Below are 14482 nucleotides of genomic sequence, written 5' to 3' on the forward strand. Positions count from 1 at the left end.
ACCTCTCCTTCTGCAGTACGGACAACGCGGCGATGAGTTCGGCCTGCGGTTCCGGGTGCACGTCGAGTCCGTCGAGCGGGGCGAGGCGGCGCTCGCGCTCGGTGTGCATGATCCGGTCCATGTGCTCCAGGAGCAGCCGCCCGCCGCGATCGCGCAGCCGCAGCGCGCCGTGCGCGCCGATCCACTCGGCGAGCCGCTCGCCCGCCGTCCGGGTCCGCCGGCCGCCCAGCAGCACCGTGGCCACCAGGGCGGCGACCGTCTCGGGTTCGGGGGCGAGGTTGCGGTCGAGCTCGCGCACCTCCTCCTCGGCGTACTCCTCGAGCTCGCGCCGCCACCGCCGCACGGCGAGCCCGATCCGGTGCTCGGGACTCTCGGCCTGGCCGTCGCGCCCGCCGAGTTCCGGAGCGTCGGCCGCCGGTTCCCGCCGCCAGGCGTCGTCGACGCGCTCGTCGGCGGCGGTGATCGCGCAGAGCAGCAGCGCGCTGAGGCTCTCCACGAGGGTGTCGAGGAGCTCGCCCGCCGTGCAGTCGAGGGGGAAGGCACGCCACCGCTTGAGCGCGTCCCCGGCGAGGACGGCCCCGGCCTGGAGCCGCCCGCGCACCCGCGCGTGCTCCCTGTCGTACGCGCTCTCGACGGCGGCGGTGAGCCGCAGAGCGGCGGCGTACTGGGCGGCGGCGGCGCCGGCCAGCTCGGGCATCCGGGAGGAGAGGGAGTCGAGGATGCCGTGGGCGGTGCGGGCCAGGACCTGGCTCCGGGCGGCCGGGTCCTGCGCCTGGTGGACGAGCCAGGTCCGCAGCGACGCCACCGCGCTGGCGGGCAGCAGGCCGCCGCCCCAGGCCGACTCGGGCAGCTCGGGCACCGTGAAGCGGGGCACATGTCCGAGTCCGGCCTTGGTGAGCAGGGCGCCGTACTGCCGTGAGACCTCGGCCACGACCTGGTGCGGCACACGGTCCAGGACGGTCACGAGGGTGACGTCGTACTCTTTGGCGGTGCGCAGCATGTGCCAGGGCACGGCGTCGGCGTACCGGGCGGCGGTCGTCACCATGATCCAGATGTCGGCCGCGCAGATCAGTTCGGCGGCCAGGACCCGGTTGTCGGTGACGAGGGAGTCGATGTCGGGCGCGTCCAAAAGGGCGAGGCCGGGCGGCAGGCTCTCCGCGGTCTCGATGCGCAGGACGCGTGCGGGGTTCTCGCCCGGGAGGAGCAGGTCGTCCGTGGGCTCCTGCTGGGGCACCCACACGCGCGTGAGGTCGGGCAGCACGCGCATCCCGCTGAACCAGTGCTGATCCTCCGGATGGCAGACGAGCACGGGTGTGCGTGTCGTCGGCCGCAGCACCCCGGCTTCGCTGACCCGGCGGCCCACGAGCGAGTTCACCAGGGTGGACTTCCCCGCCCCGGTGGAGCCTCCGACGACGGCGAGCAGCGGGGCCTGCGGCTCTCTCAGCCGGGGCACCAGATAGTCGTCGAGCTGCGCGAGCAGTTCGTCGCGGTTGGCACGCGCGCGTGGAGCGCCCGTCAGGGGCAGCGGGAAGCGTGCGGCGGCGACACGCTCGCGCAGGGCGGAGAGTGCGTCGAGCAGCTGAGGCCGTACGTCCAAGGTCACCACATGGGAAGAATGCCCAATTTTAGGGGAATTCTGAAGCATATGAGCATGTCTGCGCGCCGATCGCACACAAGGGATGGAAGGGACGACTGGGACACGGGCGCGGTCCAGGCATAACGAGTGCACAACACCCGTTGCGCACGGCACCCAAAATCGATGCACGATTCGTACCTGCCTGCGATTATCAGGACCGCTTCACTCAACCTCCACATCGAGCCACGGAGGCGAGGCGACAGGGACGAGGATGCGGGAGCCCTATCCTTGTCCCCGGCACCGTCACGGTCCGCCCCCACCAGGGCACCACGACGCAGGCCAGCACAACCGGCCCCCGTAGCTCAGTGGATAGAGCAGGCGCCTTCTAAGCGCTTGGCCGCAGGTTCGAGTCCTGCCGGGGGCGCCACCCGCCACCAGCCAGAACGCCCCAGAGGGGATCTTCCCTCCAGGGCGTTTCGTGTCTCTGACGGCAACGCTGACGGCAACGGCCCCGTCACTCGACGGCCGGCAGGCCCCCCAGCCGGTCCGGAGCGGCCCGCTTCTCCGTCATGTCGGCGTGCGCGTAGATGTTCATGGTCACGTCCAGTGCGCTGGGCCCCACGATGTCGCGGACGCTGTGAGGCGGGACGCCGAGGCCGAGCAGCAGCGTCACGCAGGTGTGCCGGAGGTCATGGAACCGGACCTCCAGGCCCAGCCGCTCGCGGATCGGGTAGAAGTGCCGGTTCAGGTTCCGAGGCTCGATCGGGGTGCCAAGATGGGGTGTGTCTCGCCGTGACCCGGAGCAGCAGTGATTAGCCCATCGAGCGATTGTGGGCACTGCGCCGACACTGTACGTTCCCGCTCACGGATCGATGTGTCTCAAGGGGGCGGGGATGTCTGGATACGGCCGCGCGGACAGTGAATGGGACGAGCTGGCACATGCCGGTCATGGCTTTCTCATCGAGCGAGCAAAGCTGGGCAAGCTCACCTCGTACACCGAGTTCAGCGTGACTCTGGCCAGACGAACAGGTTGCCGTCCCTTCGACTTCGAGCGTGCTGACGAGCGGGCCGCGATGGGGCATCTGCTCGGACTGATCGTGGAACGAGACCAGGAGATCGCCCCCTCAGACCCGCCTCTCATGCTCTCGGCCCTGGTGAACTACCTGGGTGCCAACGACGCCGGCTCTGGCTTCTATCAGTTGGCCAAGGAGCTCCAGCTTCTGCCCATGAGCGCATCGGCCGATGAGAAGTTCGGCTTCTGGGTCAACCAAGTGAAGCGGCTCTACGAACGCCATGGAGCTGGCAGCGGTGGCCTGAGATCAAGCACCCTGAGTGTCTGACTGCGTGATAGCGCCAACAGACAGCGGCAGACACCTGCACGCATCTGCGGACCATCGCAGCAGGTAAGGGGCTCCGGCCTGTGGTCGAGCGCCCACCCGAGTTGCTTCGGGACGAAGAGGTCAGCCATCCATGTCTTCTGGATCGACGTCACAGAAGACACTTCTGATCAGGATGGCCGGATGGCGATGGAGCTGACCGTGCCGTTGCCCCACACGGTGGTGGTCAACGACGTCCGGCCGTCGAGGGAGACGGCCGAGAACTCGGGTACGAACCGCGTCGTGAACAGGGCCGCGAACCAGCTCCGCAGCTGGTCGACTTCACTGGCCACCAGGTCCCAGTCATCCAGGAGCCGAACCTGGGCCCAGGCGTGATGGCTGGCTGGCTCCTCATCCGGCCCCGCATAGTTGACCCCGAGCAGGAACTCCCGGTCGCTGTCGAAGAGCCCGTACGTCGCGGCCATCCGAAACCAGCCGGTATTGACCTTCTCGGGCATCTCCGGAGCGTTCACGTCGGCGATCTCGTCCGCTGGTGCGTCGAACCGACCATGCTCGGGCAGAGCACTCGCAGGGCCGTAGCCCGGCGGCAGAGCGGGAAGGCGCACTTCGCCGTCATCCCATCGGCGTATGAAACGAAGCCCGGCAGGCGCGAGTAGGGCGGTCATCTCGGCATCGGTGAGCGTCACCGGCGCAACATAACCGCAGCCCCCCATCGGCTCCACCGAGATTCCGCGCGATCGCCGGGGCGATACCAGACCCCCCGCGCCAATCAACGATGGCCGACGCGTGCTCTCCTCACAACGAAGCCTTACGCCGGGCGAACAGGAGCAACTACATGGGCTACCAGCTGAGAGGGCGTTTCTGTCCAGTCTTCCCCCGCCTGCGGCTACGCGGAAAAGCGGACGGCGAGATGCTTGAACGTGCGGAGGAGGGCGCAGGGTTACTCGAGGACGTATCGAAGCTTGCCCAGGCCCTTGATATGCGGGCTGCCTTGCGGGAGGTGACCGGCAGGATCCGGCGTCTGCGCCGCCCTCCGCCGGCCGACAGGTGTCAGCTCCCCGCCCTCCGAGGGCAGTGCAGATTGTCGCGGACGGCGGCAATGCGACGAAGGACTGCGGAGCGTCGAAGGACCGAGGTACGGCTTGAGCAGGTCACCGCGCGCCCGTCTCTCGAGACAGCCCGACGACAAGGCCGGTCTGACACGCTCGCCCTGCGCAACCCATAGGCGTCGATGGTGGCAGGTGTTCACTCAGCAATAGGCCCGGGAGTACAACCCTGCTCCCGGGCGGCATCCGTGGCGCGGCCGGGAGCCAGTACCGCCGTGACGACCGTCCCCGACGACGCGCGGACGTCGGAGACGAAGCGGTGGCGGGTGAGGCCAAGGTGGTGGAGGGCTCGGCCGTGGTCGGTGGCGACGACGAGGGCGGCGGTGAGCAGGAGGAGGCGCCAGAGGGTCATGACGGGGCGGCGCAGGGGGCGGTGCAGGGCGGTCAGGGAGGCGTGCAGGCGGTCGCAGTGGAAGGGGACGTGGCGTTCCTCGTCGGCGAGGATGCGGGCGGCCACCTCCCTGGTGAGGGGGTCGGTGGTGCCGTCGCGCAGGGCGCGGTAGTACCGCAGGGCGACGACTTCCGCGACCATCAGGACCAGCAGTTCCATGCGCAGGCCCATCAGGCGCCGCAGCCGGACGAAGACCGTGTCGCTCCAGTGGCCCGGCAGGGTCGGCCGGCCGCCCGCGGTCAGCAGCCGGGCCAGGAGGCGGGCGTGGTTCTGTTCCTCGGCGACGAAGAGGCGGACCGCCCGCGTGTAGTCGGGGTCGTCGGCCTCGGCCGCCTTGGCGACGAGGTTGCCGCCGTCGCCGTCCTCGCCCACCTGGAAGCGCTGGATGCTCGCCCAGACGGCCGGGGGCAACGTCGCGCCCAGGTCCCAGTCCGGGTCGCCCAGGGCCCGTCTGCGTTCGCGTTCGTCCTCGAACCGCCCGGTCCACCGGGCGAAGTCCGCCGTGCGCACCCGTTCCACCTCCACCTCCCCGGGGGGCGCGACCGTCGAGCCCCCGGTGAGGGGGACGCCCGTGAGGCTGCCGGCCGTTCCCGGTTTCCGGGCGTCCGCCGGTCCGGCGGACCGTTCGGGCGGGCACTGTGGGCTCAACTGTTCAAAAAGGGTGATACCTGCCGGGACGCCGTGACCCGCCGCGTCCCCCCGCGTTGAACGGGGAGCGTGGCAGCGTCCTGTGCCGCCGCGCTCAACGATCAGAAGGAGAACGTGATGTCGCGCATCGCGAAGGCGGCCGGTGTCGCTCTCGGCACGGGTGCCGTGGTGCTGGCCGGAGCCGGTGGGGCCATGGCGGACGCGGGCGCCCAGGGCAAGGCGGTCGGTTCGCCCGGCGTCCTGTCCGGCAACGCCATCCAGGTTCCGGTCCACGTGCCGGTCAACCTGTGCGGGAACACCGTCAACGCCGGCGGTCTGCTCAACCCGGCCTTCGGCAACACCTGCGTCAACGTCGACCGCCACGGCCACCCCGGCCATGGCGGGAACGGCTACGGGAACTGACACCCGTACCCCCACACCAAGGGCGGAGCCCCGGCACCTCGAGCGCCGGGGCTCCGCCCTTGGGTACGCGTCCGTACGCGTAGCGAATGCTTCACGGATGTCCGTCACGCTCCGCGGGCCGCCTCGGGGTCCGTCAGGCGTAGCGGTAGATCCGCTCGTGGCTCTCCAGGGAGTCCGGGGTCACGTTCCACGGAGGCATCCGCTCGTGCCGGGCCACGATCCTGCGGTACTGGGCGTTGTTCCGGCCCGGCGGCTTGGCCGGCAGGTAGCGGTGCTTGCGGTGGCGTTGCTGCCAGCGCGACCACTGGAGGTCGATGAAGGCGTGGTGCAGCCAGAAGACCGGGTCGTTGACGGACGCGCCGCCGACCATGGCGCCGCCGACCCAGCGGTGCACGCGGTTGTGGTTGCGCCAGGAGACGGTGCCGCGTCCGCTGCCCCAGCCCTCCAGCTTGTTGCGGAAGCCCTTCGTGGCCGTCGAGTCCCAGGGGGCGGCGTCGTAGACCGGGTCCTTCAGGGCCCCCTCCAGGTCGCTCTCGGTGGGCAGGTCGATCGGGTCGCGGGAGCGGCCCAGGTCCCGGGTGAGGTAGTTCTCGTCGGTGACGTTCTCCCGCAGGGTCCAGTTGCCCTCGGCGAAGGCGAACGGGCCCGTCGTCACGAGGCGGTCCGGGCGGCGGCCGTTGCCGCCGAGCAGGTCGTCGGTCCAAGGCGGGCCGGAGGGGCTGCGGTCCCGGGTCCAGTCCCAGTACGGCACGGTCACCGAGTCGTCGACCCGGCGAAGCGCGTTCTCCAGGTCCAGCAGGAAGCGGCGGTGCCAGGGCAGGAAGGACGGCGTCATGTGCGCGGCGCGCAGGCCGCGTTCGCCGTCCGCCGTGTAGTAGTCGATGTGCATCCGCACGAACTCGTCGTACTCGCCGCGTCGTTTCACGGCCAGCAGCGCGTCGACGAACCGCCGTTTCTCGGAGCGGGTCAGCGCGGTCACGTTCTTACGCGTGTACGCCACGGTCGCCCCCTTCGCCCGGCCCGTGCCCGGTGCCGGGCTCGCGCAGCCGCCGGCCGGGGCCCAGTTCGTCGACGGCCGCGCGGGCCGCGGCCAGCGGGGTGGGGTACGACGCGTAGTGGTCGACCATGGTGAGGTAGGTGCCGTCGGCGCGGCGCATCAGGTGCAGCGGACGGCCGTCCACGGTGACCCGCCAGGCGCCCTCCCCTCCGCCACCGCCGGCCGCGCGGTCGGTCGTCGACCGGACGCCGCGCAGCCGGCGGCCCCGGTAGACCTCGTCGAAGGCCACCTCCTGGGAGGCGTTGCCGCCGGCGTGCGGCACGTCGCCGGGATGCTTGTCGGCGTGGTGCTCCGTGGCCCCGGGAGTGCAGGAGGCGACGGCCGGGACGAACACCGCCGCGAGACCGGCGCCCAGCAGCCCCCGGGCCACCTGTCGTCTGGTCCCTCCGGCATCGGACCGGCCGGGTCTCGACGTGGCGTCACCCCGTCCCTCACCGTGACCACTGCCCCTGACGACCATGCTGTGCTCCTCCCGCGAGTGTGTGCGTGCGTAGCGGTAACCGTCCGACGGCCCCCGCGGTCACCGCCGCGGGGGCCGTCCGTGTCGGGAGGCCGCCTGCCCCGGCCGGACGGATCGGCGGTTCAGCTCGGCAGGGGCAGGCCGCCGAGGAGACCGCCGGTGGAGTTGAGGGCGTCGGTCGCGTCGTTCACCGTGCTGAGCGCCGAGTCCTTGTTCTCGGTGTTCAGGGCGTCGGACTGGTGCTTCAGCGGCATCACGTCGATCGGGCCCCGGGTCAGGGAGTTGACGGCGCCATTGAGGCTGGTGGGGGTCAGCTCGGCGGTGCTGTCGTAGGCGAACGCGGGGGCGGCGACGCCCGCGACGACGAGCGAGCCGGCAACGACAGCGGCGGCCTTCAGGGACTTCATCACGGTCCTTTCTTCGGTGACCGCGGTCCTTCGGATCCTTCGGACGCGGTCGCCGGGGAGCAATCTGACGCCCTGCCTAACGACCCCCGGCCGAAGCGGAAACCCCGAACACCGAAAACACCGCCGGACGGAGCCTTCGGGCAGCGGAAACGGAACGGCCGTCGCGCCGGTGGCGGGGACCGGCGCGACGGTGAGACACCACAACGGCCCCACGGGCCCTGCGGATTCAGGCGGGCGGCTGCGCCACGGTGAAGGGCGCCGCCGTCGAAGGGGCGGCCGGCACGGACACGGGCGGCACGGTCGTCGACGGCGCCGTGCTCGACGCGTCCGGCGTGGTGGGTCGGGCCTGGAGGCCGTCCAGGCTCGGGACGGGCAGGCCGCTGCCGACCAGGGTCGCGGCGATGACGTTCACCAGGCCGTTCACCGCTTCGACGACGGCGGGTACGACCTGGGCGACATCGTCGCCGGTGGCGGCCTTCAGCACCGCATCGACGGCCTTCTGCAGGGCGGTGAGCGCCTCGGCCGTGAGGTCAGACGGAGCCTTCGCCCGGTTGCCGGCGGGGGTTTCGGCGTCGCCCGCCGGCATCGCGGGCAGCGCCGGTGCGGGCAGCGTCGACGCCTCAGGCACCGTCGCACCGGGCGTGGCCGTGCCCGGGGCGGCCCCCTCGGGCGTCGTGGTGTCCGGAGTGACCGCTTCGGGGGACGTGGTGTCCCCAGTGACGGCTTCGGGCGTCGTGGTGTCCGGAGTGACCGCTTCGGGGGACGTGGTGTCCGGCGTCGTGGTGTCCGGCGTCGTGGTGTCCGGCGTCGTCGGGGACGGCGAGGTGGCCGGGAGGGCGGCTGTCGCCTGGGCGATGGCGTCCTTGACGGCGGTGCTCAGTTCGGTCGCCTGCGCGTCCGTGAGCCGGCCGTTGTCCGACTCCAGTACGGCGTCGAGGAGTTGGGTGACGGGAGTGAGGACGCCGCTGAGACCGGCCACGCTGCCGACCTGCTCGAGCAGCACGTCGGCTTCCGGTACGGGCGCCTGGGACGACACGTGGGTGCGGTCCCGGGTCGCGTCGCCGTCGGCCGCGACGGCGGCCGGTCCGGTGACACCCAGGACGAGCGCGGCGCTGAGCGCGGTGGTCGCGATACGGCGGGCGGGCAGACGCATGGGGGGTCCTTTCGATGGTGCGTCGGGTCTTGTGCCCACCGTGGGAGGGGTGACCACACTCCGCAACCGTTCGAATACCCGAGGTCCGCGCCCCGTCTGCTGATCTTTTTCGTCACCACTGGTGGGACGACGTGCCGACGCCCACTCCGGCACGCCCTCCGGCCACCCCCATCCGGGGCAGCGCGAACCGGCCGCCCGCCCGGGGGAGACGTCGGGCGGACGGCCGGTTGCTCATGTGCCGGAAGTGCGTCAGTCGTTCACGCACGTGTTGCCGAACGCCGGGTTCAGCAGGCCGGGGATGTTGACGGTGTTGCCGCAGACGTTGAGCGGGACGTGGATCGGGAGCTGGATGACGTTGCCCGACAGCACGCCCGGGGAGTGAGCGGCAGCGGCCTGCGCGCCACTGTCGGCGGCGGCGACACCGGCGGTGCCGGCGACGGCGGCGGCGGCAACGGAGGTCAGGGCAAGGCCCTTCGCAATACGCGACATGGAGAAGTGCTCCTTGGGAGTTGACACAACATCCGGGCGGATACCCGGCGTTGTGTCAACGCTTCACGCCTGCCCGGGTTGTGCCGCCAAAGGAGTGATCTGACGCGGCACGGCGCCCGCAACCGCCGCACGCCTTCTCACTGCGGCGCTCCCTCGCCGACCGCCACCCCGACTGCGCGCCGGACCCGATCACCCCGCGTCCGGCGCCTCACCGAGGCCCCGGGGCCGACGCTCTCCGGCCCTGCCCTCAACCGTTCGGCCTGCACCCTGCTCGCCGCGCCGCACGTCCGGCCCCCACCGCCGCACCGTATGCGCTCCCTGCCGTCGCCCATGCGCGGCCCACGACAACCGGCCCGACAGCCCGCACTTATGTCCGGTTTCCGACACACTCACACCCACATGAAGGGGTTTTTACATATAAGGGCTAGAGTTGCGGCGCCCCCAACGCTCTGCCCTACGGGCGCATCGCACTCATGACGGCCCCCTGACTTACGCCGGACGCCGCTCGGACCATCGGCCGACGGCCGGGGGGCGCTCTCCGAAAGGGTGACGCCGGCTGTGCGCATTCCCCCGGTTCCGCTGCCGCGCCGTGTCCGTGCGCATACGGACGGCACCGTCCGCCTCCCCTGCGCATCGCCACCGCCTACCGCCCCCGCACCCGCCGGCCACCACCCCACCACTCGAACACCCACCCGCCCCCACCTCCGTTCGGGCGACCCGAATGCGGCCATCACCGGGCCGAAGCGGACTCCCGTCGGGCCCGTCCCGTCCGATACGGACAGCCTCGGCCCCGACCCGAGCAGGCTCGGTCGCGGCCAGGTGCCGCGGACCGCGGGTGACCAGGTGGCCGTCCGGCTCGTTGCCCTGCCGGACGCGGCAGGGCCCGACGCGCCCCGCGCCGCCGCCGACGCCCGGTAGTGAGGCGCGTTCCCGACCGTCCCGAGCCCCGTCCGTATGCGAGGAAGCCGCGCATGCATAAGCCACCGACCGGCCCCCGGCCACGGGTCGTGCACGTGACCCAGCCCGTGGACGGCGGCGTCGCCCGTGTCGTGACGGACCTGACGCGGGCTCAGCTCGCGGCGGGCTGGCGGGTCACGGTCGCCTGCCCGGCCGGGACGGCCCTCGCGGCCACGCTGGGCGCGCTCGGCGCCGACGTGCGGCCGTGGGCGACCACGCGGTCGCCGGGACCGTCCCTGGCCGGTGAGGTGCGGCGGCTGGCCCGCCTGGTGGCCGAGGTGCGGCCGGACCTGGTGCACGCGCACAGCGCCAAGGCCGGGCTCGCCGGACGGCTCGCGGTCCGGGGGCGGATCCCGACCGTGTTCCAGCCGCACGCCTGGTCGTTCGAGGCGGTCGGCGGTGCCACCGCCGCGCTGGCGCTCGCCTGGGAACGGTGGGCGGCGCGCTGGACGACGTGGACCGTGTGCGTCAGCGAGGCGGAGCGGCTGCGCGGGACGAGGGCCGGGATCCGCGGCCTGACGCGCGTGATCCCCAACGGCGTCGACACCGGCCGTTTCCGCCCGGCCGCGGCCCCCGGCTCCCCGGCCGCCGTTCCGCCCGCCCGGTCCGTGCTGCCAGGGCTGCCCGGGATCGACCCGGCGGCCCCGTTGGTGGTGTGCGTGGGCCGGCTGTGTCCGCAGAAGGGACAGGACGTCCTGGTGCGCGCGTGGGAGTCGGTGCGGGGGCGGGTGCCGGATGCCCGGCTGGTGCTGGTCGGCGACGGTCCCGACCGCGACCGGCTGCGCGCCCTGGCGTCGGAGCCGGTGCTGTTCGCGGGGGCGGTCGCGGACCCGGTGCCCTGGTACCGGGCGGCCAACCTGGTCGTCCTGCCGTCGCGCTGGGAGGGCATGGCGCTCGCCCCGCTGGAGGCGATGGCCTGCGGGCGGCCGGTGGTGCTGAGCGACGTGGACGGCGCCCGGGAGAGCCTGCCGCCGGACCTCGCCCCGCACTGCCTGGTGCCGCCGCGGGACCCGGCCGCCCTGTCCGACGCCGTCACCGCACTGCTGCTCGACCCGCCGCTGCGCGCCTCGCTGGGCGAGCGGGGGCACCGGCACGTCCTGTCCACGCACGACGTACGGCACACCACGCGGGCGGTCGCGGCCCTGTACCGCGAAGTCCTCGGCGCGGGGCCCGTGACGTCCGTCGTGCCCACCGAGTGCAGGGAGCCGATCCACTCGTGACCGCGGAAAGCACCGTCCCCACCCCCGCAGGCCAGCCCCGGGAGACCGGGTACCCGGCCGTCTCGGTGATGCCGCCGCGCGGCTCGTCCGCCGGTTTCCGGTTCCCCCTCCGGCGACCACCGGCCCGGCCCCGGTCGCCGCTGCCCCTGCTGGCCGCGGACGGTTCGGCCGCGCTGCTGGGCGCGCTCGCGCTGACCGGCGACCGGCGGGGGGCGCTGCTCTCGGCGGTGCTGGTGGCCGCGTCCCTGCTGCTTCTCCCGCGCCGGGCCGGGCGGGTGACGGGAGTGCTGGACGAACTGCCCGCCGTGTGCGGGCGGATCGCGGTGGTCTGGCTGGCGCTGGCGGCGCTGGTCGCCGCGTACGCCCCGCATCAGGCGCTCACCGCGCCGACCCTGCTGCTGGGCTTCGTCGCGCAGACCTCGGCGGGCCTCGCGGGGCGCGGTCTGGTGCACCGGCGGTGGCGGGTCCGGCTGCTGCACCGGCCGCACGCCGCGCTCGTCGTGGGTCCGGCGCCGGTGGCGCGGCGGGTGGCCGCGGCCCTGCTGCGCCATCCGGCGTGCGGGGTGCGGCCGGTGGGGATCGTCTCGGAGGACCCGGACGGTGTCGCCGGGCTGCCCGTGCTGACCACCGGTGAGGAGGTCGAACGCGCCCTGATCCAGAACGGGGTGCGGGAGGTCCTCGTCGTGCATCCCTCGGTCCGGCTGCGGCAGGGGCCGCTGCTGCGGGCGCTGGACGAGTCGGGCTGCGCCGTCCGGGAGGTCGACGCGGGCACGCCGTCGCACGGCTGCCCGGAGCGGCTCGCCGGGTTCTCCTGCCGCCGCCTGTTCCCGGGCTCCGCACGCCCGGACGGGGCCGGCAAACGGGCGCTGGACGTGACGGTGTCCGCGGCACTGCTGCTGCTGGTCAGCCCGCTGCTGCTGGTGTGCGCGGCGGTGCTGCGCGCCACGGGCGGGCCGGGGGTGGTGTTCCGGCAGGAGCGGATCGGGCGGGACGGCCGGCCGTTCACGCTGCTGAAGTTCCGCACTCACCGGCCGGTCGACGCGCACGAGGCGGCGACCCGGTGGAGCGTGGCGGACGAACACCGGATGCCGTGGTTCTGCCGCTTCCTGCGCCGCACCTCCCTCGACGAGCTGCTCCAGCTGTGGAACGTCCTGCGCGGCGACATGAGCCTGGTCGGCCCGCGCCCCGAACGGCCGTACTTCGTCGCCCAGTTCAGCCAGACCTACCCCGGCTACGCGGCCCGGCACCGCATGCGCACCGGCATCACCGGGCTCGCGCAGGTGCACGGGCTGCGCGGGGACACCTCGATCGAGGACCGGGCGCGGTTCGACAACGCCTACATCGACACCTGGTCGCTGTGGCAGGACGTCTGCATCCTGCTGCGCACCGCCGCCACACTCGTCCGGCCGACGGGGAGCTGACCACCATGACCGATCCGGTGCCCGTGCCGCGCGCGCAAGGCGTCACGCCGGTGCTGCCCGTGGTGGCGGTGGTCGTCGCCCTGGCCCTGCCACTCGGCCCGGGCGCCGGCGGGCCGGGCCCCGCCGACGTGCTGTCCGCGCTGGTGGTGGTGTACTGCGCGGTCCGGCTGCTGCGGGGCCGGCGGCGCCCCCTGCCGCGTACGGCGGCCGTGGTGTTCGGGCTTCCGGTGGTGGCCCTGGCCCCGGCGGCGGTCACCGCGGTGTCCCCGGCCGCCGGGCTCTCGGGGCTCGGCCGCTACCTCCAGGTGTTCGTGCTGGTGCCGCTGGCCGTGCTGCTGCTGATCCGCGACCGGCGGGACTTCCGGCTGCCCGCGTGGGCGCTGGTGGGGCTGGCGGTGTGGCAGGGCGCGGTCGGGGTGCACCAGTACGTGACCCGCACCGGCGCCTCCTACCAGGGGCAGCCGGTGCGGGCGGTGGGCACGTTCGGCGCGCAGGACGTGATGGGCATGGCGACGGTGGTGTCGCTGGGGCTGGTGTGCGCGCTCGGGCTGGCGCTGGGCCGGGCACCGCTGCGGGAGCGGCTGGTGGCCGCCGGGTTCGTGCTGGTGCTGCTGCCGCCGCTGGCCCTGTCGTTCAGCCGGGGGGCGTGGATCGCGACGGCGGTGGCGTGCACGGTGCAGCTGCTGCTCGCGGGACTGCGGCGGGCGCTCGCGGCGGGGGCGGTGGTCGCCGCGGTGGCGGTCGTCCTGGCCGGCGGGTTCGGGGTGGGCCAGTCGATGCTGCAGGAGCGCGTCGGCAGCATCACCCGCGTCACCGACGCGCCGGACCGGTCGGTGACCGACCGGTACACCATGTGGGCGGCCGCGGCCGGGATGTGGCGCGAACAGCCGTTGACGGGCGTCGGGTTGAAGGGCTTCCCGGAACACCGGGACTCGCACGCCTCGCTCGCGCTGTCCTCGGGAAGCGACACGGAGGGCGCGGGCGCGGCGTTCCGCAGGCAGCCGCTGCTGTCCCCGCACAACATGTACCTGCTGGTCCTCGCCGAGCAGGGGCTGATCGGGCTGATCGCGCTGGCCGGCGGCTGGCTGGTCCTGCTGGGCTGCGCGGTGCGGGGGGTGTGGCGGGTGCGCCGGCACGGCGGGCCGGGCCTGGACTGCGGTCTGGTGGCGTGCGGGCTGCTGGTCCGGCTGCTGACGGACTTCTCCTACGCGGACATCGGGGGCCCGTCGACCGTGCTGACGGCGGTGTGTCTGGGCCTGGCGGCCTGGTGGGCGCTGGCCGGCGGCACCGTGCCGCGGCCAGCCGGTCCCGGCCCGGCACCGGCCGCGCACGGCGCGGCCGAGGGGGCGGGAGCACGATGACGACGACACCGCCCCGTACTCCGGTGGCGACACCGCCCTGCAAGCCGGTGCCGGCATCGCCCCGCACGCCGGTGGCGGCACGGCCCGCCGCACCCGGGGGCGTTACCCGTGCCGCCTCGGGGACGGCCCGCTGGGGCACGGCGGCCGGCCCCGCCGGGACGCCGGCCCTCGGGCGCCCCTTGGGGGCGTCGGGGTGCGGGCCGGGTGCGGGGACGGGTGCGGGTACGGGCCCGACCGTGGGCCCGGCCTCGGGTGTGGCTGCGGGTGCGGTCGCGGACATCGACGCAAGGACAACCGCGGGCCCCGACGGCACTACGGCCGCAGGCGCGGACGCCGGCCCGGCCGCAGAGACGGTCGCGAGCTCGGACGGAGCTGCGGCCGCAGGCGCAGTCACAAGGACGGTCGCGGGCCCGGAGGGAGTTACGGCCGCGGGCGCTGTCGTCGGCCCAGTCGCAAGGACGGTCGTAGCTGCGCACGGAGCTGCGGCCGGGGGTGCG

At 73.4% G+C, this 14482-nt stretch carries 13 protein-coding genes, 1 tRNA gene and 1 pseudogene; 6 read left to right on the forward strand and 9 right to left on the reverse strand.

What is annotated here, in order from left to right; genetic code table 11:
- Position 1 precedes the first annotated feature (1 nt).
- Positions 2-1606, reverse strand: a pseudogene (locus ACIRPP_RS26975) (dynamin family protein); the annotation flags it as partial.
- A gap of 321 nt (positions 1607-1927) precedes the next feature.
- On the opposite strand from ACIRPP_RS26975, the gene ACIRPP_RS26980 reads away from it, so the two are divergent.
- A tRNA-Arg gene (locus ACIRPP_RS26980) sits at positions 1928-2003 on the forward strand.
- A gap of 87 nt (positions 2004-2090) precedes the next feature.
- Here the strand turns inward: ACIRPP_RS26980 and ACIRPP_RS26985 are convergent.
- Entirely contained in the window at positions 2091-2414 is a 324-nt protein-coding gene (locus ACIRPP_RS26985) for a tyrosine-type recombinase/integrase (RefSeq protein WP_403647833.1), read from the reverse strand.
- Positions 2415-2469: 55 nt separating this feature from the next.
- On the opposite strand from ACIRPP_RS26985, the gene ACIRPP_RS26990 reads away from it, so the two are divergent.
- Positions 2470-2916 carry a hypothetical protein gene (locus tag ACIRPP_RS26990; RefSeq protein WP_403647836.1) on the forward strand — a complete coding sequence of 149 codons (447 nt, stop codon included), beginning with the start codon at positions 2470-2472 and terminating at the stop codon, positions 2914-2916.
- 167 nt (positions 2917-3083) lie between these two features.
- Here the strand turns inward: ACIRPP_RS26990 and ACIRPP_RS26995 are convergent, their stop codons facing one another.
- Positions 3084-3599, reverse strand: coding sequence for a hypothetical protein (locus tag ACIRPP_RS26995; RefSeq protein ID WP_403647839.1), 516 nt, complete (start codon positions 3597-3599; stop codon positions 3084-3086).
- 559 nt (positions 3600-4158) lie between these two features.
- Complete coding sequence (locus ACIRPP_RS27000; protein ID WP_403647842.1) at positions 4159-4920, reverse strand: ferritin-like domain-containing protein; 762 nt, start codon at positions 4918-4920, stop codon at positions 4159-4161.
- A gap of 255 nt (positions 4921-5175) precedes the next feature.
- Between ACIRPP_RS27000 and ACIRPP_RS27005 the strand changes: the two genes are divergently transcribed.
- Positions 5176-5460 (forward strand): chaplin, encoded by a 285-nt coding sequence (locus ACIRPP_RS27005; protein ID WP_403647845.1) that lies wholly within the window; start codon positions 5176-5178, stop codon positions 5458-5460.
- Between the two features lie 133 nt (positions 5461-5593).
- Here the strand turns inward: ACIRPP_RS27005 and ACIRPP_RS27010 are convergent, their stop codons facing one another.
- The 5 genes from ACIRPP_RS27010 to chpG form a co-directional block, all read right to left on the reverse strand.
- A complete protein-coding gene (locus tag ACIRPP_RS27010) occupies positions 5594-6460 on the reverse strand; it encodes a tyrosinase family protein (RefSeq protein WP_403647848.1) in 867 nt (288 codons plus the stop codon).
- A complete protein-coding gene (locus tag ACIRPP_RS27015; RefSeq protein WP_403647851.1) occupies positions 6444-6887 on the reverse strand; it encodes a tyrosinase family oxidase copper chaperone in 444 nt (147 codons plus the stop codon). The genes ACIRPP_RS27010 and ACIRPP_RS27015 overlap by 17 nt, the downstream gene beginning before the upstream one ends.
- A 212-nt stretch (positions 6888-7099) precedes the next feature.
- Positions 7100-7384: a hypothetical protein gene (locus tag ACIRPP_RS27020; protein ID WP_403647854.1), complete on the reverse strand. Its 285-nt coding sequence runs from the start codon at positions 7382-7384 to the stop codon at positions 7100-7102.
- A 226-nt stretch (positions 7385-7610) separates the two neighbouring features.
- Entirely contained in the window at positions 7611-8537 is a 927-nt protein-coding gene (locus ACIRPP_RS27025; protein ID WP_403647857.1) for a hypothetical protein, read from the reverse strand.
- Between the two features lie 249 nt (positions 8538-8786).
- Positions 8787-9026, reverse strand: coding sequence for a chaplin ChpG (gene chpG / locus ACIRPP_RS27030; protein WP_403647860.1), 240 nt, complete (start codon positions 9024-9026; stop codon positions 8787-8789).
- Positions 9027-9997: 971 nt separating this feature from the next.
- Between chpG and ACIRPP_RS27035 the strand changes: the two genes are divergently transcribed.
- From ACIRPP_RS27035 to ACIRPP_RS27045, 3 genes are read left to right on the forward strand one after another with little or no spacing between them, the layout of a single operon-like run.
- Positions 9998-11203 (forward strand): glycosyltransferase, encoded by a 1206-nt coding sequence (locus ACIRPP_RS27035; protein ID WP_403647863.1) that lies wholly within the window; start codon positions 9998-10000, stop codon positions 11201-11203.
- The gene (locus ACIRPP_RS27040) at positions 11200-12624 is read left to right on the forward strand and encodes an exopolysaccharide biosynthesis polyprenyl glycosylphosphotransferase (protein WP_403647866.1); all 1425 of its coding nucleotides are present in this window, start codon (positions 11200-11202) and stop codon (positions 12622-12624) included. Before ACIRPP_RS27035 ends, ACIRPP_RS27040 begins: the two co-directional genes overlap by 4 nt.
- A gap of 5 nt (positions 12625-12629) precedes the next feature.
- Complete coding sequence (locus tag ACIRPP_RS27045) at positions 12630-13985, forward strand: O-antigen ligase family protein (RefSeq protein WP_403647869.1); 1356 nt, start codon at positions 12630-12632, stop codon at positions 13983-13985.
- Positions 13986-14482: the final 497 nt, after the last annotated feature.

It is taken from the genome of Streptomyces sp. NPDC101219 (assembly GCF_044767675.1).
GTDB lineage: Bacteria > Actinomycetota > Actinomycetes > Streptomycetales > Streptomycetaceae > Streptomyces.